Raw genomic sequence first — 18,549 nt, forward strand, 5'->3', positions numbered from 1 at the left:
CCCGCACCGCACGAGGAGCAGAGAAGTGACCACCACGCTCGACACCGAACTCACCATCGGCGGCATGACCTGCGCCTCGTGTGCGGCGCGCATCGAGAAGAAGCTGAACCGCATGGACGGCGTGACCGCCACCGTCAACTACGCCACGGAGAAGGCGAAGGTCTCCTACGGCGGTGGCGTGTCCGTCGACGATCTGATCGCGACCGTCGAGGCGACCGGGTACTCCGCCCAACTACCCACACCGGAACCGGAGCAGGCCCCCGAGAGCGATGAACTCCGGCCCCTGCGGGAGCGGTTGACCACCGCGGTCGTGCTGGCCGTCCCGGTCATCGCGATGGCGATGATCCCGGCTCTCCAGTTCGAGTACTGGCAGTGGCTCTCCCTGACCCTGGCGGCGCCGGTCGTGACGTACGCCGCCTGGCCGTTCCACAAGGCCGCGTTCACCAACGCCCGGCACGGCGCGGCCACCATGGACACGCTGATCTCGGTCGGCACCTCGGCCGCGTTCCTGTGGTCGCTGTGGGCGCTGTTCCTCGGCACCGCCGGCGAGCCCGGCATGACGCACCCCTTCGAGCTGACCATCTCCCGCGGTGACGGCTCCGCGAACATCTATCTGGAGGCGGCCGCCGGGGTCACCGCGTTCATCCTGGCCGGACGGTACTTCGAGGCCCGTTCCAAGCGGAAGGCGGGCGCGGCGCTGAAGGCGCTGCTGGAGCTGGGTGCGAAGGACGTCACCTTGATAGGCGCCGACGGCACCGAATGGACCGTGCCGGTGGGTGAGTTGAAGGTCGGCGACCGCTTCCTCGTCCGCCCCGGCGAGAAGATCGCCACCGACGGTACCGTCGTCGAGGGCTCGTCCGCGGTGGACGCCTCGATGCTCACCGGCGAGTCCGTGCCGGTCGAGGTGAGCGCGGGTGACCCGGTCACCGGTGCCACCATCAACGCGGGCGGACGCCTCGTCGTTGAGGCCACCCGGGTCGGCGCCGACACCCAGCTGTCCCGGATGGCCAAGCTGGTGGAGGACGCGCAGAACGGCAAGGCCGCGGCGCAGCGCCTCGCCGACCGGATCTCGGCCGTGTTCGTACCGATCGTGATCGCCCTGGCGCTGGGCACCCTCGGCTTCTGGCTGGGCAGCGGCGCGGGCCCGGCCACCGCCTTCACCGCCGCGGTCGCCGTACTGATCATCGCCTGCCCCTGCGCCCTGGGCCTCGCCACCCCGACCGCGCTCATGGTCGGCACCGGGCGCGGCGCCCAGCTCGGCATCCTGATCAAGGGCCCGGAGGTGTTGGAGTCCACCCGCAAGGTCGACACCGTCGTCCTCGACAAGACCGGCACCGTCACCACCGGCAAGATGACCCTGCTGGCCGTGCACACCGCCGACCGCGTCGACGAGGCCGAAGTACTGCGGCTGGCGGGCGCCTTGGAGCACTCCTCCGAGCACCCGATCGCCCGTGCCGTCGCCGACGGCGCCCTGGCCAAGCTGGGTTCGCTGCCCACCCCGGAGGACTTCGCGAACGTACCGGGGCTCGGGGTGCAGGGCATCGTCGACGGCCATGCGGTCCTGGTGGGCCGGGAACGGCTGCTGGAGGAGTGGGCGATGGAGCTTCCGCCGCGGCTGGCTGCGGCCAAGTCCGAGGCGGAGTCAGCCGGGCGTACCGCCATCGCCGTCGCCTGGGACGGGGAGGCGCGGGCGGTCCTGGAGGTCGCCGACGCCGTGAAGGAGACCAGCGCCGAGGCGATCACCCGGCTGCGGGCGCTCGGTCTGACGCCGATGCTGCTCACCGGTGACAACCGGGCCGTCGCCGAGTCGGTGGCACGACAGGTCGGGATCGCGCCCGAGCATGTCATCGCCGAGGTGCTGCCGCAGGACAAGGTGGACGTCGTCAAGCGGCTCCAGGGCGAGGGGCGTTCGGTGGCAATGGTCGGCGACGGCGTCAACGACGCGGCCGCGCTGGCCCAGGCCGACCTCGGTCTGGCGATGGGCACCGGCACGGACGCGGCGATCGAGGCCGGTGACCTGACCCTGGTCCGCGGTGACCTGCGGGCCGCGGCGGACGCCATCCGGCTGGCCCGCCGCACCCTCGGCACGATCCGCTCCAACCTGTTCTGGGCCTTCGCCTACAACGTGGCCGCGCTGCCGCTGGCCGCAGCGGGCCTGCTCTACCCGATGATCGCCGGAGCGGCCATGGCCTTCTCCTCGGTCTTCGTGGTCGGCAACTCACTGCGACTGCGGTCGTTCCGGGCGGCCGGCTGACGGCGACACCAACCCCCTGTGCCCGGCCGCTCTCCCCCGAGCGGCCGGGCACAGACCTGTTCAGAGGTGGTCGCGACGCGACACCACCACGCCGTCCCAGGCCAGCCGCTCCGGCAGGTCGGACAGTGCGGGCAGTTGCTCGATGTGGCGCACCCCGGTCGGCAGGTCCCCCGTCAGCAGTTCGCGGGTGACCTCGGCGGCGACGAGGCCGGTCACCCGGCTCTGCTCCCGCCCGGTGAGGGCGAACGCGGCGCGTCGGCCGGCTCGCACGGCGTCGGCACGGAGGGCGAAGGCGTCGCCGCCGAGGTGCACGCGGCTGAAGGCGCCGGTCAGTGCGTGCCGCACCGGTGCCCGTCGGGCACCGCGCAGGAGTCCCGTCCGGCGCAGCGCGAAGAGCGCCGCGGTCAGGGGGCGGGAGTCCAGGCAGAGACGGGTCGTCGCCTCCGGGACGCCGAGGGTGCGGCGCAGGGTGTGCTGGTCGGAGAACGGGAACGGATGTGCGCGGTGCGTGCCGTGGCCCGGCAGGAACACCTGGCGCGGTACGGCGGTCACCGGCGCGGCCAGGCCCTCGACGGTCCAGCGCACGGCGTCGGTGCCGTGCCGCTCGCCGGAGCCCAGCAGCACCGTCAGATCGAGCCGCTGCGCCCCGCCGACCGCCTCGTGGGCCCGCTGGGCAAGGAGATTCGTCAGTCCGGGCGCGACCCCGACGCTCAGCACGGCCGTGGCCCCGGCACCGGTCGCGAGGCCGTCCATGTCGGCCACGGCGTCGAGGAGGTCCCGTGAGGCGCCCACGTCCACCAGGTGGATCCCGCGTTCCAGGCAGATCCGGGCGAGCGAGGCGTCCTCGGGCTCGACGCAGAGCACCACGGCGCGCACATCGCCCAGCTTGTCCAGCACCCGCCGGAACCCGGCCGGATCACCGACGTCGACCCGGACCCCACCGAGCCGCCGGGCCCGCATCTCGTCCCGGCCCGCCGGAACCACCCGCCCGGGAAGGAACTCCGCCAGCCGGGCGGCGACCGCGGTGCCGACGGCGCCGTAGCCGCCGATGACGAGAATCCTGCCGCGCGCATCTGCAGTAGTCATACGCGCCAACGTAAGGCACGCTGAGTGCGCCGCGAGGCGTTCGCCCATCGTTCACGGCTCCCTCACGCAGGGGCAGTTGGGCGCATCCGCCGCCGAACTAGCGTCGTCCGGTCGTCCGAACCCACATGATCGAGGTTGCGATGTCCGCAAGACATGTCCTCGCCGGCCTGGCGCTGGTGCCGGTGTTCACCGTCCCGGCGGTGGCTTCCGAACCGGACGCCCGGCACCGGCCGTCCTTCGACCTCCAAGCCCACCGCGGCGGTCTCGGTATGACGACCGAGTCCTCGCTGGAGGGCTTCGCCAAGGCCCTGCGCCTCGGGGTGTCCACCCTGGAGCTGGACACCCAGATCACCAAGGACGAGAAGGTCGTCGTCACCCACGACCGGCAGGTCAGCGCCACCAAGTGCCGGGACACCGGGCCCCTGGTGCCGGGCGACCCGATGTATCCGTACGTCGGCAAGTACATCAAGGATCTGACGCTGGCCCAGATCAGGACGATGAACTGCGGTTACCAGCAACTGCCCGGCCACCCCGGCCAGGAGCAGGTCGACGGGCTGCGGATGGTCGAGCTGAAGGACGTCCTGCACCTGGTCAAGCGGTACAAGGCGCGGCAGGTCACCCTCAACGTCGAGACGAAGGTGGAGGCGGGCGCCCCCGAACAGACCGCGCCCCGCGAGCTGTTCGTGCGCCGGGTCTACCAGGAGATCCACCGGTCCGGCATCGAGCGGCAGGTCACCATCCAGTCCTTCGACTGGGGCGCGCTCAAGGCGATGCACAAGCTCGCGCCCCGGTGGCCGCTGGTGGCGCTCACCAACTACGACTTCCTCCAGGTCGGCAAGGAGGGCGCCTCACCCTGGCTGGGCGGTATCGACGCCGACGACTACGACGGCGACTTCGTGAAGGCCGCCGACACCCTCCCCGGTGTCACCACCCTCTCCCCCAACTACGGCTTCCCGCAGAGCGGCAAGGTCGGCGACCCCGGCTTCCGCTTCTACGCCGACGCCGCCATGGTCGAGGCGGCGCACGCACGCGGTCTGAAGGTCGTCCCGTGGACCTGCGACGACCCGGCCACGGTGGAGGCGCTGATGGACGCCGGGGTGGACGGCATCATCACCAACTACCCCGACCGGGTACGGCAGATCATGGCCGACCGCGGTATGCGCCTGCCGAAGGCGTACCAGGCACGCTGACCGGCCAGGCCCGTTGGCGCACTACGGCAGCGTGTACTCGTCCCGTCGGCCGCACATGCCGAAGCCGCCGAGCCGGGTGGGCGCTGCCTGGTACGCGGTCGCCCCGTCGAGGTAGCCGGGCTCCCCGGCGGCCAACGCGTCGAGCTGGGCGCCGGTGCGCTCGGCCGTGGCCAGAGCCCCTGACCGCCACAGCTCACGCAGGCCGGGACCTGCTCGCGGACCAGGCGGGCGGCGGTGCGCTGGAACTCCCGGTACGGGCCGGTGTCGCCCGCGACGAGGGCCTCGCGCAGGACGAGGTAGCCCTCGACGGCGAGGTCCCTGCGGCGCCGGGCCGCCGCGGCCGTGTCGGTTCCCGTGCCGGGCGGGAGCGTGGCCGCCGCCGCGTACCTCCCGGGGTCGGCGAGCACTTCGGGCGGGAAAGTGAAGACCGCGTCCCCGGCCTCGGGCAGCCCGCTGTTCTGCATCAGCACGGTGATGCGCAGCTCCCCGCCCTGGACCATGCGGTGCACGGTGCCGGGGGTGAACCAGGCGACCGAGCCGGGCTCCAGCGGGATGTCGCGGTAGCCGTCGGGGCTCAGGGTCTGCACGGCGCCCCGGCCGCCGGTGACGACGTACGCCTCGGTGCACACCAGGTGCAGATGCGGGCTGCCGCCGCAGGCGCCGTCGGCGGCCTCCCAGTCGTAGGCGCTGAGATGGGACAGTCCCACGGCGCCGGGCAGGGGGGCGGCCATCACCATGGCAGGCCGTCCAGGTGCGCGGTGACGCGCTCGGTGTCCCAGGCCCCGTCGGCGATCACCACCCGGTAGCGGTAGCCGAAGGACTCGCCCGGTGCCAGCTCGAACTCCTCGAAGAACGCCCAGGAGAACGCGACCGTGGGGAACGGCTCGGAGCGCACGAACCAGTGCGACTCATGAAGGGCATCCAGGTTCTCCGGCGCGTGCGCGAAGACGAGCGTGGAGTGCGCGTCGACGTCGTCGTGCTCGGCGGTGAAGGCCAGCCAGGGGCCCTGGGAGCCCATCAGCTTCTCGGCGTCGGTACCGGGGGCGAAGACCGCTCCGCCGGTGAAGTCCCGCGGTCCGCGCCACTGGAGTCCGGTGTAACCGGCCAGCTCGCGTCCGGCGGTGGTCGGCGACCCGAACTTCAGTGCTTCGTCGCGTACGTTGGTGAGGCGGATCGACCAGTCAAGGGCCCAGGAACCGGACTCCTCGTCTACGGAGTGGACGGTGAGCCCGCGTGTCTCACGGGCCCATTCCGCACCGCCGTGCTCCACCCAGGTCAGGTCCTCGGTGCAGGCGAACCGGTCGTCGGTCAGGGCGAATGGGGAGAAGCCGTCGTGCCGCATCGAGCCGACCCGCTCGGGCAGGCGCTGGTAACCCTCGCCGTGGACATAGCTGTTGCCGCCCCAGAAGTTCTGCCCCGACAGATGGCTCGCGGTCATCTGCAGGCCCTTGTGCCAGCGGTGGTCATGGGGCCGGTACCCGGTCACCGTGTGACCGGCGAGGGTCCGCAGCGGGTGCGCGTACGGCTTGGGGGACTCGAAGGCGTCGGGGTCGGGGCGGTACACGTAGCGGAGAATCTCCGTGCCGTTCGCCGCCGCGACCGCGATGTGCTCGCCGTTCGCGTGGCTGACTCGCATGCTCATGCGCGCTCCTTCGGGGCCCAGACGGGGTGATCGCCGTGCATCGCCGCATAGAAAGGATCACCCGGGACGATCTCGCCGGAGCGGACCGGCAGGCCGGTGAACGCCGACTTGTACAGGGCGGCGGCGAATTCGAGCGTGGCCCGCGCCTCCGGACCGCTCCCCGGCGGCCGTACGCCCGCGTCGTACGCGTCGAGCAGGCCGCCGAGCTGGGCCGTGTGGGAGCTGGGCACGTCGGCGGCCGGGGTGCGCCAGGCCGCGGCGCGGTCGGCGGCGACGTGGGGTGCCGGGGTGTAGACCCAGTCCTCGTTGCGGTGCCCGTAGAGATGGGTCAGCTCGACCGTGGCGTCGGCGCAGTCGACGCGGATCCGGCTGACCTCGTGCGGGGAGAGCACGCTGTTGACGACGGTGGCCAAGGCGCCGCTGTGGAAGCGGACCAGGGCGGTGGAGACGTCCTCGCTCTCGGTGTCGTGGACCAGCCGCGCGGCCATGGCGCGGATCTCGTCCCACTCGCCGAGCAGATGCAGCAGCAGGTCGTACTGGTGGATGCCGTGACCCATGGTCGGGCCGCCGCCCTCGCTGGCCCAGCGGCCGCGCCAGGGCACCGCGTAGTAGGCCGCGTCCCGGTGCCAGGTGGTCTGGCAGTGGGCGACCCGCGGGGCGCCCAGCTCGCCGCTGGTGATCAGCTCGCGGGCGTGCGCCGCGCCGGAGCCGTAGCGGTGCTGGAAGATCACGGCGGCATAGGCGCCGGACTCGTCCTCGGCCGCGGCGATCTCGTCGTACTCGGCGAGGGAGAGGGTGAGCGGCTTCTCGCACAGCACCCAGGCGCCGGTCCTGAGCGCGGCGATCGTCTGCTCCCGGTGCAGGGCGGGCGGGGTGCCGATGAGCACCAGGTCGGGGCGTTCGGCGTCCAGCATGGCGGCCATCGAGGTGTAGCCGGTGACGGTCCCGCCCGCGAGGTCCCGGAAGGCGTCGAGCCTGCCCTGGTCCACGTCCACGGCGGCGACCAGCTCCGTCCGTTCGGCGTGCGCCGCGAGAGCGGACAGATGGCTGCCGCTGACGATGGCACCGGTGCCGACGACGGCGACGCGACGGCGCACGGGGGGCGCGGGGGACAAGGACATACGGCGCTCCTCGAACGGCCGACGGGCATGCCTGCGCAGAAAGCGCTTGCTCTCGAAGGCAGACCCTAGGCGCCGAAGCCTTGTCCGGACAACCCCTCTACTGGGACATCGACGAGGCTTTTTCTCAGGTCACACCGGTCACGGCGTCTTGAGGAGCGGGGCGTCCCGCGTGAACTTCCGGAACCCGACGCTGTAGTACAGCCCCCGCGCCGAGGGATGCCCCGGCGCGCCCAGGCAGGCGACCGTCATGTGCGTGGCCCCAGCCGCCCGTGCCAGGTGCATGCCGTGCAGCAGCATCGCCCTGGCCAGCCCGAGACGCCGGTAGTCCCGGTGCGTGCCGACCGGCTCGAACTCGGCGGTCCGGTTCGCCTCGTCCAGCCACATGATCGTCGAGGCCGCCATCGTCCCGTTCGGCGCCTCCACCAGGAGGTGGAGGTCGCCGCGGTACGCCGTCGTCCGCCGTACGCCCTCGTAGCTCTCGGCCGTGTACGCCGTGGGCGCCCAGGCGCTCGTATGGGCCTGGACCGCGGCCTCGGGCCCGGCCTCGGCGGCGGTGCGGAACCGGTATCCGTCCGGGAGCTCCGGCTGTTCCAGGTCGATGAGGTCCCGCTGGTTGAGCTGGGTCCAGGAGCCGGTGTCGCCGAGCGCGTCGGGGTCGGTCCGGTAGCCGTGCGCCGCCCAGCGCTCCAGCCCGAACTCGTCGACGGCACTCGGCACCACCGTACGGTCGAGGCCCGCGGCCGTGCCGTCGTACCAGTCGATCACCTCGTCGACCAGTCCGGCGTGGTCGGGGCGGACCTGATACGCCAGGTAGGCGCCGGTGACGTCCTTCACCGTCCCGTCGCCGCGCCGCACCTGATGCGGCAGCCGGCCCCAGGCCCACGCCACGAGGTCCCCGCCGGAGAACCACAGCCGACGGGGCCAGGTCGCGCCGTGGGCGGTGTGGCCCTTGCCCCAGTTCCAGGCCAGCTCGCCGAACGAGGCGTCGCTGTTCACCAGGTCCGGGCGGACGGCGGTGACGTGCTGCGCCAGTCCCTGCATGAGCTGTATGTCCGCGGCGGTGAGCAGCTCGTGGTTCGGCATAGTGCGCCACTGTGTCAGGACGGGCGGCGGGCGTCGAACCGTTTTCGGTGCGGCGCAACCCCTGCCGCCGCCAACGCCGTGACCTGGCAGATGTCACAACTCCCGGAGGAATCCGCACTGTTGTGGTGCCCGCGAGACAAGGGTGTACCCGAGCAAGCCATCCGGAAGGGGAACGTGCGGAATGGATCCTGTGATCGTCGCAGCGGTGGTGACCGTGGCCGTCAGCGTCGTCAACGGCGTGGTGAAGGTGGCCCAGCGGCGGCTGACCGCCGAGGTGGAGATAGCACGCATCACCGAGACCGGACAGACCGACCGGATCCGCTGCGCCGCCCGACCAGCACCAACCCACGGGATCGGGGGTGCCCGCCGTGGAGGACGCGCTCAGTACTGACGTCGATCTCGCCGAGGACGTCGAGACCACCACGGCGCCCTTACCCGGCATCGAACTCGCCGAGGCGCTGCACCACGAGCAGTACCCGGCGCTGGTCCGCTTCCTGCTGCTGCACGGCGCGTCATGGGCGGAGGCGCAGGACGCGGCGCAGGACGCGTTCACCCAGATGTGCGCGCCCGGAGTGTCGTTGACCCACCCGCGGGCCTGGCTGCGCACCGTCGCCTGGCGGTCCTGGGTGAGTCAGCAGGTCAAACCCGAGGACGCCTGTGCCGAGATGCCCGAGCCCCGGGCCTCGCTCCGCTGGCAGACACCCGCCCACGCGGCCGAGCTGGGTGAGGAGGAGCGCCGGGTGATCTCCCTGCTGCTGTGCCTGCCCGCCAAGCAACGCGCGGCCCTGGCCTGGCATCTGGACGGCTTCACCACGCAGGAGAGCGCCCGCGCGATGGGCACCACGCAGGCGGCCGTACGCCAGAACCTGGCCCGCGCCAGGGCGGCCCTCAGGCAGGGCCTGGGTCTGGAAGGCCGCTCCGGCAACGGCTTCGACAGCGGCCTCGACGGAGACAGGAGGGCGACATGACGGACCGTGATCTCGGTACCTCCGGCCCCGCGGACACGCTCGACGCGCTGCTGTCCAGGGCCCATCACCAGTTGGGCATCGCCGTCACCGACCGGATCGCCGCGCAGGGCGGGACTCCCGAACTGCGGCCGCCGGACCTCGCGCTGGACCGCCTCCTGGCGGCCACCCACCGCTCCCTCGGGACCGCCGTCACCCGCCGCCGCTCCCGGGAGGCCCGCGCCGCCCTGAGCCGGCGGAACGCGGCGCTGGAAGCGCGCCTGGCGGAACGGGGCCCGCTGTCCAACCGGCCCTCGCAGGTACGGGTCAAGTACCGTCAGGAGGCCCTGCGTCTCGCCCACAGCTACTGGCCCGCCGACCTGGCGGAGGGCATGCGGGCCGCCGTACGCCTGGTGCAGAACCTCAGTGACCTCCTGGAGGACACCCTCCGGCCCGTCGGCCACGCGGGCCTCGTGGTGGGACAGCTCAGGGAGCGGCTGCGTTCGATGACCGCCCTGCCCAAGCCGCGGCGGCCCCCGGTCACGCTCACCGGACTCGACTACCTCACGGCGGTCGAGGCGGCCCTCGCCGAGCCCGCCGAGCGGCTGCTGCACGATCTGTACCGGGTGCGGCAACTGCTGGACGAGGAGCTGGAACCGGCGATCGCCACCCTCGAATCCTCCTCCCCCGCCTGCCTGTTCGGCATCGACACCGTCACCCAGGACCTGATCGACGATCTGACCCAGGGCTGCGACCAGGCGGACGCGCTGGCCAGGGCCGTCGCCGAAGTCGAGCGGGCGAGCAGTGACTTCGTCGGGGCGGACCTCAGCGGCGCCAAGCTCGACGGCGTGCTGCTGGAGGGGATCCTGTGGGACGCCACGACCGTGTGGCCGGGGAACTGGGAGTCCCTCGTCCGGCGCGCCTCGCTGCCCTCCGGCGAGGAGCAGGGCGTGCTGATCGTCGCCGCCGAACCGTCGGACAGCGCCGTCCCCGCCGAGGCGTGATCACGGCTCTACTGCCCCAGCGGCGCCGGCGGATTGGCGTCCTTGACCGCCTTGGGGAAGGAGGGCCGCGCGGTCGTCGCCCGCTCCCGGGTGAGGGCGCCGGTCATCCGGCGGGCCAGGAGGGGGTCGGCGGGCAGGACATGGGAGGCGAACCAGCGGGCCGCCCGGGGGTCGGGGGAGGGTTCGACGAACTCGGCGCCGGCGTAGTCGTCGAGCGGTGGGTCGTAGACGTAGCCGCAGACCATGCCGTGGTCGACCATGCGTTCCAGGAGGGCGTCGCGGTCGTTCACCAGGAGCGGGACCCGGAACAGCGGCAACGGCCCGTCGTGCAGGGCCCGTTCACGCAGGGCGGCGGAGACCCAGGCGGTGCCGGAGAGCAGGGCGACTCCGGCCCGGCGCCGGACGAGGTCCTCCTCCAGGCGGGACAGGCGCAGCCCCAACTGGCCGCGGACCAAGGCGCCGTGGCGGACGCGGAAGCCGTGCAGGTCGACGCGGACCCAGGGCTCGTAGGCGGTCAGGCTGGGCGCCGAGCGGGCGGAGGCGGTCAGCAGGGGGGCGTGCAGGTCCATCCGGAACTCGTCGCGCTCCAGCAGCCCGAGGTGTTGCAGGGTGCGCCACACCGGACGCACCAGACGCAGGGTGCGGACGGTGGAACGGGCCAGCGGGCGCAGGGTCACGTTCAGGTCGTCGCGCAGTCGGCGCGGGGTGAGGAGGTCGTCGCGCAGCAGTTCCAGCTCGCGCCGGGTGCGGGCGTCCTCGACGGCGAGGAATCCGCCGGCCGTCGCGGCGACGTGCTTGGAGAGGCTGAAGGCGGCGGCGGTCCCGAAGGTCCCGATCGGCCGCCCGTCGACGTGGCTGCCGATGGCGTGGGCCGCGTCCTCGATCAGCGGGATCCCCAACTGGTCGCAGCGGCGGCGCAGTTCCGGGACCCGGTCGGGCAGTCCGTAGAGGTTGGTGGTCAGGACGGCGTCGATGTTCCGCCAGGTCGACTCGGGTACGGCGGTCACGTCGATGTTGCCGTCCCACGGGGAGACGGGGGCCTGCACGGGCCGGCAGCCGGCCGCCAGGACCACGAAGAGGATCACGTCGTCGTTCACCGGCGACATCAGCACCCGGGCGCCGGGCCTGCACCAGCGCCGGAGCGCCAGGTAGAGGGCCAGCCGCGCCGAGGGCGTGTAGACGCATTCGCGTCCGAGCCGCCGCGTCATCGTCGCGGCGAGCCGCGATCCGTACGGCATCGTCACTTCTTCCGTCGAGGGTGGGACGGACGCGGCACGGGGCGCGCGCCGATCGGAGCCGTGGGCCTGGTGGCCCGGTGGGCCGTCGCCGTCATGGGTGGCACGACGAGGACGCGAGGGAAGGGAAGGGCCGGTTCAGTGGCTGCGCGCGGCGCGCAGCGAGCCGACCGTCTTCAGCAGCCGGTCGGCCGGTTCCCGCAGCCCGGGGTGGGCGAGGACGGTGTTGCGCAGCCCGCGTACGGGCCTGCGCCACATCCGGTGGGCCGCCGCCACGGGATGGGGCCGGGTCGCGAAGCCCTCCCCCACCCGCAGTTCACGCGTCTTGAGCCAGTCCTTGTACTCCTTGTCACCCCGCCCGAGGTCGATCAGCCGCACCGCGTGCCGGGCCGCCGCCTCGGCGGTCCGCAGGTGCATCATCAGGCCCGGCGAGTAGTAGTGGAACTCCGGGTCGTAGGCGGTGAACCAGGCCGCGAGGACGGTCCGCGAGCGCGGCCCGAAGTGCGCGGCCACGGGACGCTCCCCGGCGTACAACACGCTGAGCACTCCGGTGAAGTGCTCCTCGCGCAGCCGGAACAGATCGTCCACCAGGGCCACTATCCAGGGCCGGGCGAACCGGTCCATGCGTCCGGTCCTGCGGTACTGGGCGGACTTCCACTCCATGAGCCGGTGCAGCATCTGCGGGTCCCGCTCATCGAAGACGAACCGCACCTCGCCGATATCGCGCGCCAGGCGCCGCTCCTTCTTCAGCGTCGTCTTGGCCTGACCCGGGTAAGTGGCCCGCAGCCAGGCCGGATAGTCGCCGTCGCCCGGCTCCAGGTCAATCACCGGCGAGGCGAACATCCCGGTGACGTGGCGTCCGAACGGCTTCTGTTCCTCCACGAGATGGTCGAACTCGAAGCTGGCGAGCCCGCAGCCGCGCAGCAGTTCCTCGGTGTCCCAGAGGATCCCGGGCCGGTGCACCAGGGCCTGGCGGTCGGAGAGCCCGAGGCCGATCGCCCGGCCGACGCCCAGGAGATTGCGCTCGTGCGGTAAAAAGCCGACGGGCTCGCCGCTTTCGTGCAGCACGCCTATCTGGACCCCGCCCCGGTGCCGGCCGACTCCGGCGGCGAACTCCGGTGACAGGAACGGGTTGGCGTACTCCGGCGACTCGTCCATGGACCGGTGCCAGGCCGCGCGCAGCGGGGCGCTCAGCTCGCCGGGTCTGTGAACGGTTATGTCCGTATCGGTGCTGCTCGTGGATCGCATGGGCGACCGCTCCCCCCACTTTCCCCCCGGTGACGCGTGGTCCGCGTCAGGCCCCTCCGGCGCCGGACCGTCCGACCGAGATCGGAACAGTCCGACAGGGATCAAACGTGGCGAAACCGCACGCAGACTGTCAAGAGTGTCGCTCGTAAAGGAACGGCATGTTTCGGATGGCTCCCAGTCGCCCGCCCCGGGACTGTCCGACGGCACCCTTCTGCTCAACTCACCTCTCCCGTAACGTCGTTCAGGTTTGTCACGGCCATGACTACGAAGGGGTTTTCATGGGCAGAGGTCTGCTGTCGCTCGTGCTCGCCACCCTCACCGGAGCCGCCCTGCTCGCGGCGCCGGCGTCGGCGGCACCACCGCCCCCGCCCACCGACGTCTACCGGCCGGTCCGGGGTCCGGCCGCGCCGGCGGAGTACCGCTACCTCCAGAAGACCCTGCCGGGCGAGTCGATACCCCGGCACGCCCATGACCTCGCCACGGCCGAGGCCCGTGAACTGCCCACCGTCGGCGGGCGCTGGAAGAGCGTCGGCCCGACCAACATCGGCGGCCGGATCGTCTCCCTCGCACTCGACCCGAAGCGCGCGGACACGCTGTACGCGGCCGCCGCGAGCGGTGGTCTGTGGCGCAGCACCGACGCCGGGCAGACCTTCCACTCGGTGTGGCCGGACAGCTGGACCCAAGCCATGGGCGCGGTGGCGACCGCCCCCGACGGCACGCTGTACGTGGGCACCGGCGAGCCCAACCCGGGCGGCGGCAGCATCACGTACGAGGGGACGGGCCTGTACCGCAGCAAGGACGGCGGCCGGAGCTGGCAGCCGCTCGGGCTGCGCGACTCGGGCGCGATCAGCGCCATCACCGTCGACCCGGCGAACCCGCGCCGCCTGTATGTCGCGGCGGCCGGTTCGCTCTACAACGGCGGCGGCGACCGGGGCGTCTACCGCTCCGAGGACGGCGGCGCCACCTGGCAGCGGATCCTCGCGGGCGCGAACGAGTTCACCGGCGCCACCGAGATCATCAAGGACGGCAACCGGCTCTACGCGGTCCTGTGGGACCACCGCAGACGCCCCGACCTGAGGACGTACGGCGGGGTCGGCTCGGGCGTCTTCCGCAGCGACGACGACGGCGCGACCTGGGAGCGCCTGGGCGGCGGACTGCCCGCCGAGGGACCGGACGTGGGCCGGATCGGGCTCGCGGTGGCGGGCGAGAAGCTCTACGCGATCGTCAACAAGGCGAGCGGCCCCTTCGAGGGCTTCTACGCCTCCGCCGACGGCGGCGACTCCTGGAACCGCACTCCGGCCAACGCCGACCTGGCCAACTCCCAGTCCAGTTTCGGCTGGTGGTTCGGCAAGGTGTGGATCGACCCGAGGAACTCCGAGCACGCGCATGTGGCCGGTGTCGCCCTGCTCACCACCAAGGACGGCGGTGACACCTGGTCCGCGGACGGCACCAGCATCCATGTCGACCATCACGCGATGGTGTGGGACCCGCGTCGTCCGGGCCGGGTCTACCTGGGCAACGACGGCGGCGTCTACCGCTCCGACTCCGACGGCGACGGCGGCTGGGTCAAGGCCCGGCACGAGCCGTACACCCAGCTCTACAGCGCCGCGATCAGCCCGCAGGACGTGACCCGGATCTCGGGCGGCGCCCAGGACAACGGCTCGCTGCGCTCCTGGGGCGGGGACGGCTTCAACGAGTACCTCGGCGGTGACGGCGAGGAGAACCTCATCGACCCGACCGACGTGAACAAGGTCATCGCCTGCTACCAGTACGGCAATTGCTTCCGCTCCACGGACGGCGGCGACACCCTCACGTACTTCGCGGACGCCACGACCTTCAAGCGCCGCAACTGGTTCACGCCGGTCGTCCACGACCCGAGCGACCCGAAGGTCCTCTACTACGGCTCCGAGGTGCTCAACCGCTCCACGGACGGCGGCGTCACCTGGCAGCCCATCAGCCCGGACCTGACCGGCGGACCGGGCGCGGACCCGATCTACACCAACTTCGGCACCATCACCTCCGTCGCCCCCGCCTCCGACGGCCGCACGGTCTACGTCGGCACGGACGACGGCCGGGTCTGGGTGACCAGGGACCTCGGGGCGACCTGGACGAAGCTCGCCGAGGGCCGCCCCTGGGTGACCCGGGTGGTCGTCGACCCGAAGAACCCCGACCGCGTCTTCACCACCCACTCCGGCTACCGCTCCGGCTCCCCGCTCCCCCACGTCTACGGCAGCACCGACGGCGGCGCGCACTGGCGGAACCTCTCCGGGAACCTCCCCTCGGCGCCCGTCAACGACCTCGTGGTCGCCCGGGGCGGCGCCCTCTACATCGGCACCGACCAGGGCGTGTTCGCGAGCTTCAAGGGCGGCGGCAAGTGGCTGCGGCTGGGGCGCGGTATGCCCGCGGTGCCGGTGGATGACATCGAGTACGACGCCGGGCACCAGAGGCTGGTGGCGGCGACCTTCGGGCGGGGCTTCTACGAGCTGAAGGTCAGCTGAGTCAGACAGTCAGCCGGATGAGCAGCACCCCGGGCGTGTGCGGTACGGACACCCGCAGCCCCGTCCCGTCCCAGTCGGCCGAGCCGGCGCCGGGGCGGGACGGGTGCAGGATGTCCGGCCGTACCGCACGCCTTGCCAAGTGGGCGATGGGCAGGCGCAGTTCGGATGGTCCGCCGCGCCGCCAGACCGAGACGTAGGCGGCGTCCTTGGTGCGCAGACCCAGCGCCAGCCACTCGTCCGTCCAGCCGGGCAGCCCGAGCGGCCAGAACGGCACCGCCCGCGCCAGATCGGCACGGATCGCCTTGTACGTGTCCACTGCGTCCCGGACCAGGGCCAGTTGACGCTCCGCCATCCGGTCCAGGTGCCCGGAGAGGTGGATGCGGCCCAGGAGTGCTCCGCCGAGCGTGAAGGCGATCAGGTCGTCGTCGTACTCGGGCTGGGGGTAAGCCCACACCGCGCCCTGTTCCGGCGGTACCGCCGTCGGGGCGGCGGCGGCGATCGGCGGGTAGCGCAGAGGGTCCTGTTGGTCGCTGGTGGACTGGAGTTGGGCGACGGCAAGGGTGGCGCCGTCCATGCGCATGCCGCCCGAGGCGCAGTTCTCGACGACCAGACCGGGGTGGCGGTCGAGGACGCCGGTCAGCCAGTCCAGGTGGGCCTGGGCGTGGCCGAGCAGTCCGGCGCCGGGGGCGAGGTCGCCGGGGCCGCAGGTGCCGGGGTCGACGGCGATGTTGTAGTCCAGCTTGAGATAGCCGACGCCCCAGTCGCCGACCAGGCGGTCCACCGTGCGGTCCAGGTGCGCGCGGGCCGCGGGATGCCGTAGGTCGAGCTGGTGCCGCCCCTGTTCCACGAGCCGGATGCCGTCGCGCCGGAAGAACGCCTCCGGCGGCAGCGTGTCCGCGACCGGGCTGCGCACCCCGACGACCTCCGGCTCCAGCCACAGCCCCGGCACCATGCCACGCTCCCGGATCCGGTCGAGGACGGCCCGAATGCCGCCTCCGGGGAACCGGCGCGCTGACGGCAGCCACTCCCCGACGCTGTCCCACCAGCCCTCGTTGTCGTCGTACCAGCCGGAGTCGATGCAGAAGTACTCCACCCCGGCCGCGGCGGCGGCGTCGATCAGCGGCAGCAGTTTCTCCGTCGTCGGGTCGCCCATCAGCGTGTTCATGTAGTCGTTGAAGACGACGGGCAGCCGGATGTGGTCGGGGTGCGGGCGACGGATCGCGCGCCGGTACGCGGTGAGCGCGCCGAGCGCCTCGTCGAACCCGGCGCCGACGGCCAGCGCCACCGGGACGGTGGTGAACTCCTCGCCGGGCCCGAGCCGGACCCGCCATTGATGTTCGGCGTCCGTGGGGCCGTTGAGCGCGAGATGGCTGCCGTGCGCCCACTCGCCCAGGTCCCAGCGCCACCCCGCCGGTGACTCGATCTGCCAAGCCCAGGCCCGCCCGCTCCCCCGGTCGGTGACCGCGCCCATCGCCAGGTGCCCGTCGGTGGGCCAGCTCCCGCGGCCGGTGAGCCTGAGCGCGGCCCGGCTGTCGTGCTGATGGGCGCTGACGTGGATGTCGGCCACGGTGTCGCGCAGAGGTTCGGTGTACCAACGGCATTCCGCGAGCCAGTCATTGCGGGCGCGGTGCACGTCGAGGGCGTCCGGGGAGGGAAGGGCGCCGAGCAGGAGGCTGGTGACGGACTGGATGACGAGGGGTTCGTGGCCGTCGTTGCGCAGGCGTACCCGGGAGCGCAGGACGGGGGTGCCGTGCGGGGAGGACAGTTCGGCGAAGGCGGTCAATCCGGTTGCCGGGTCGTGGAGTTCGACGGTGAGCGACTCCCAGGCGCCCTGCCGTGCGGTGCGGTGCCCCCGGTAGCGCAGGCGGGCCCCGAGGGCGGTGCCGGTGAAGCGGGGTCCTGACCAGCCGCTGCCGTGGCCGAAGGCGGTGAGTTCGACGAGGGGGAGCGCGGCCTCCGGGTCGGCGCCTGCGGAGTCCCCGAGCCGGATCAGCCGCAGTGTTCCGTCGGCGGCGACGGCGAACTCGGCACGAAGGGCCGGATGCCCCCAAGTCAGCGTGCTCTGACAGCTGTTGAGGGCCGCGTCCGCCGTACCGGTCAAGGTGCTCCCCCTGGTGAATCCCTCGCTACGGTCCCTTGACGGCCCCTATGTGACCGGTCACAATCCTGGCATGAATGTGACCGGTCGCACAAGGCGCCCGGCGAGCATCCGGGACGTCGCGACCGCCGCCGGCGTCTCGTACCAGACCGTCTCCCGGGTCATCAACGGCCACCCCAGCGTCAAGCCGGCCACCCGGGACCGGGTGCTCGCCGCCATCGACGAGCTGGGCTTCCGCCGCAACGCCACCGCGCTCGCGCTGGCCAGCGGGCGCAGCCGGGCCGTGACCGTGCTCACCGCCAACACCACCCACTACGGCTACGCCTCGATCCTCCAGGGCGTGGAGGAGGCCGCCCGTGCCGCGTCCTACGCGGTCGGGATCGGCGTGTTGGAGTCGGCGGAGGAGGCCGCCGTCGCCGCCGAGGTGCAGCGCGCGGCGGACGCGGGCGGCGGACTGATCGTGATCGCCTACGATCCCGCCGGGGTACGGGCGTTGGCCGCCGTCCCCGCCGAACTCCCGGTCGTCGGCGTGGTGGAGACCCCCGCGAGCCCGCCGGGCGAGGACCGCCCCTGGGTGTGGACGGACGACCGCGAGGCCGCCTACGAGGTCACCCGCCACCTCCTCTCCCTCGGCCACGAGACCGTGCACTACGTCGCCATCCCCTCCAGCACCCGCCGCACCAGCGCCCGCACCAGCGGCTGGCGTGAGGCACTCAGGGCGGCCGGTGCCCCGGAACCCCGTCCCTTGCAAGGGAGTTGGGGCCCGGCGGGCGGCCACACCGCCGGGCGCAGGCTCGCCAAGGACCCGGCCGTCACCGCGATCCTGTGCGGCAACGACGATCTCGCGCTCGGCGTCCTGCGCGCGCTGCACGAGGCGGGCCGCTCGGTACCGGACGAGGTGAGCGTCGCCGGGTTCGACGACGCCCCGCACGCCGCGTATCTGACGCCCTCCCTGACGACCGTACGCCTGGACTTCACCGGTCTCGGCCGGGCCGCGTTCGCCCTGCTGCACGGGGCGATGGAGGAGTCCGCGCAGGTCGCACCGCACCCGGTGTCCGTACCGGAGCTGGTGATCCGCGAAAGCTCGGGCCCGTCCCGCCGGTAGCCCCGTGAGTGAGCAGAGCCGTTCCACGTCCTGCCCCTGAA

At 72.5% G+C, this 18,549-nt stretch carries 14 protein-coding genes and 1 pseudogene; 7 read left to right on the top strand and 8 right to left on the bottom strand.

Annotation, left to right across the window (positions count from 1 at the left end):
• The first annotated feature begins 25 nt into the window (after window positions 1-25).
• Window positions 26-2,254, top strand: a complete 2,229-nt coding sequence (locus tag STRCI_RS03920) for a heavy metal translocating P-type ATPase (protein ID WP_269657404.1) — start codon at window positions 26-28, stop codon at window positions 2,252-2,254.
• Between the two features lie 60 nt (window positions 2,255-2,314).
• Here STRCI_RS03920 and STRCI_RS03925 read toward each other — a convergent pair whose 3' ends face one another.
• Window positions 2,315-3,340, bottom strand: a complete 1,026-nt coding sequence (locus STRCI_RS03925) for a saccharopine dehydrogenase NADP-binding domain-containing protein (protein ID WP_269657405.1) — start codon at window positions 3,338-3,340, stop codon at window positions 2,315-2,317.
• A 140-nt stretch (window positions 3,341-3,480) separates the two neighbouring features.
• On the opposite strand from STRCI_RS03925, the gene STRCI_RS03930 reads away from it, so the two are divergent.
• Complete coding sequence (locus STRCI_RS03930; RefSeq protein ID WP_269657406.1) at window positions 3,481-4,530, top strand: glycerophosphodiester phosphodiesterase family protein; 1,050 nt, start codon at window positions 3,481-3,483, stop codon at window positions 4,528-4,530.
• A gap of 21 nt (window positions 4,531-4,551) precedes the next feature.
• On the opposite strand, the pseudogene STRCI_RS03935 reads toward STRCI_RS03930, so the two are convergent.
• From STRCI_RS03935 to STRCI_RS03950, 4 genes and pseudogenes are all read right to left on the bottom strand, one after another.
• Window positions 4,552-5,267, bottom strand: a pseudogene (locus tag STRCI_RS03935) (cupin domain-containing protein).
• On the bottom strand, window positions 5,261-6,172 hold the full coding sequence (locus STRCI_RS03940; protein ID WP_269657407.1) for a DUF6807 domain-containing protein: 912 nt from the start codon (window positions 6,170-6,172) through the stop codon (window positions 5,261-5,263). The pseudogene STRCI_RS03935 and the gene STRCI_RS03940 overlap by 7 nt, the downstream one beginning before the upstream one ends.
• On the bottom strand, window positions 6,169-7,293 hold the full coding sequence (locus STRCI_RS03945) for a Gfo/Idh/MocA family protein (RefSeq protein WP_269657408.1): 1,125 nt from the start codon (window positions 7,291-7,293) through the stop codon (window positions 6,169-6,171). Before STRCI_RS03945 ends, STRCI_RS03940 begins: the two co-directional genes overlap by 4 nt.
• 138 nt (window positions 7,294-7,431) lie before the next feature.
• A complete protein-coding gene (locus tag STRCI_RS03950) occupies window positions 7,432-8,376 on the bottom strand; it encodes a GNAT family N-acetyltransferase (protein WP_269657409.1) in 945 nt (314 codons plus the stop codon).
• Between the two features lie 181 nt (window positions 8,377-8,557).
• Between STRCI_RS03950 and STRCI_RS03955 the strand changes: the two genes are divergently transcribed.
• From STRCI_RS03955 to STRCI_RS03965, 3 genes are read left to right on the top strand one after another with little or no spacing between them, the layout of a single operon-like run.
• Window positions 8,558-8,767 carry a hypothetical protein gene (locus STRCI_RS03955; RefSeq protein WP_269657410.1) on the top strand — a complete coding sequence of 70 codons (210 nt, stop codon included), beginning with the start codon at window positions 8,558-8,560 and terminating at the stop codon, window positions 8,765-8,767.
• A complete protein-coding gene (locus STRCI_RS03960; RefSeq protein WP_269657411.1) occupies window positions 8,745-9,344 on the top strand; it encodes an RNA polymerase sigma factor in 600 nt (199 codons plus the stop codon). The genes STRCI_RS03955 and STRCI_RS03960 overlap by 23 nt, the downstream gene beginning before the upstream one ends.
• Complete coding sequence (locus STRCI_RS03965) at window positions 9,341-10,324, top strand: hypothetical protein (protein ID WP_269657412.1); 984 nt, start codon at window positions 9,341-9,343, stop codon at window positions 10,322-10,324. Before STRCI_RS03960 ends, STRCI_RS03965 begins: the two co-directional genes overlap by 4 nt.
• A gap of 8 nt (window positions 10,325-10,332) precedes the next feature.
• Here STRCI_RS03965 and STRCI_RS03970 read toward each other — a convergent pair whose 3' ends face one another.
• Both STRCI_RS03970 and STRCI_RS03975 read right to left on the bottom strand, forming a co-directional pair.
• Window positions 10,333-11,562, bottom strand: coding sequence for a DegT/DnrJ/EryC1/StrS family aminotransferase (locus STRCI_RS03970; protein WP_269657413.1), 1,230 nt, complete (start codon window positions 11,560-11,562; stop codon window positions 10,333-10,335).
• Between the two features lie 135 nt (window positions 11,563-11,697).
• The gene (locus STRCI_RS03975; RefSeq protein WP_269657414.1) at window positions 11,698-12,807 is read right to left on the bottom strand and encodes a GNAT family N-acetyltransferase; all 1,110 of its coding nucleotides are present in this window, start codon (window positions 12,805-12,807) and stop codon (window positions 11,698-11,700) included.
• Window positions 12,808-13,085: 278 nt separating this feature from the next.
• Here STRCI_RS03975 and STRCI_RS03980 point away from each other — a divergent pair, with 278 nt between their 5' ends.
• On the top strand, window positions 13,086-15,305 hold the full coding sequence (locus tag STRCI_RS03980; protein WP_269657415.1) for a WD40/YVTN/BNR-like repeat-containing protein: 2,220 nt from the start codon (window positions 13,086-13,088) through the stop codon (window positions 15,303-15,305).
• 1 nt (window position 15,306) lies between these two features.
• On the opposite strand, the gene STRCI_RS03985 is transcribed toward STRCI_RS03980, so the two are convergent.
• Window positions 15,307-17,406 carry a glycoside hydrolase family 36 protein gene (locus STRCI_RS03985; RefSeq protein ID WP_269657416.1) on the bottom strand — a complete coding sequence of 700 codons (2,100 nt, stop codon included), beginning with the start codon at window positions 17,404-17,406 and terminating at the stop codon, window positions 15,307-15,309.
• Window positions 17,407-17,476: 70 nt separating this feature from the next.
• Here STRCI_RS03985 and STRCI_RS03990 point away from each other — a divergent pair, with 70 nt between their 5' ends.
• Window positions 17,477-18,508 (top strand): LacI family DNA-binding transcriptional regulator, encoded by a 1,032-nt coding sequence (locus STRCI_RS03990; protein WP_269657417.1) that lies wholly within the window; start codon window positions 17,477-17,479, stop codon window positions 18,506-18,508.
• The last annotated feature ends 41 nt before the right edge of the window (window positions 18,509-18,549 follow it).

The organism is Streptomyces cinnabarinus (assembly GCF_027270315.1).
Classification (GTDB): domain Bacteria; phylum Actinomycetota; class Actinomycetes; order Streptomycetales; family Streptomycetaceae; genus Streptomyces; species Streptomyces cinnabarinus.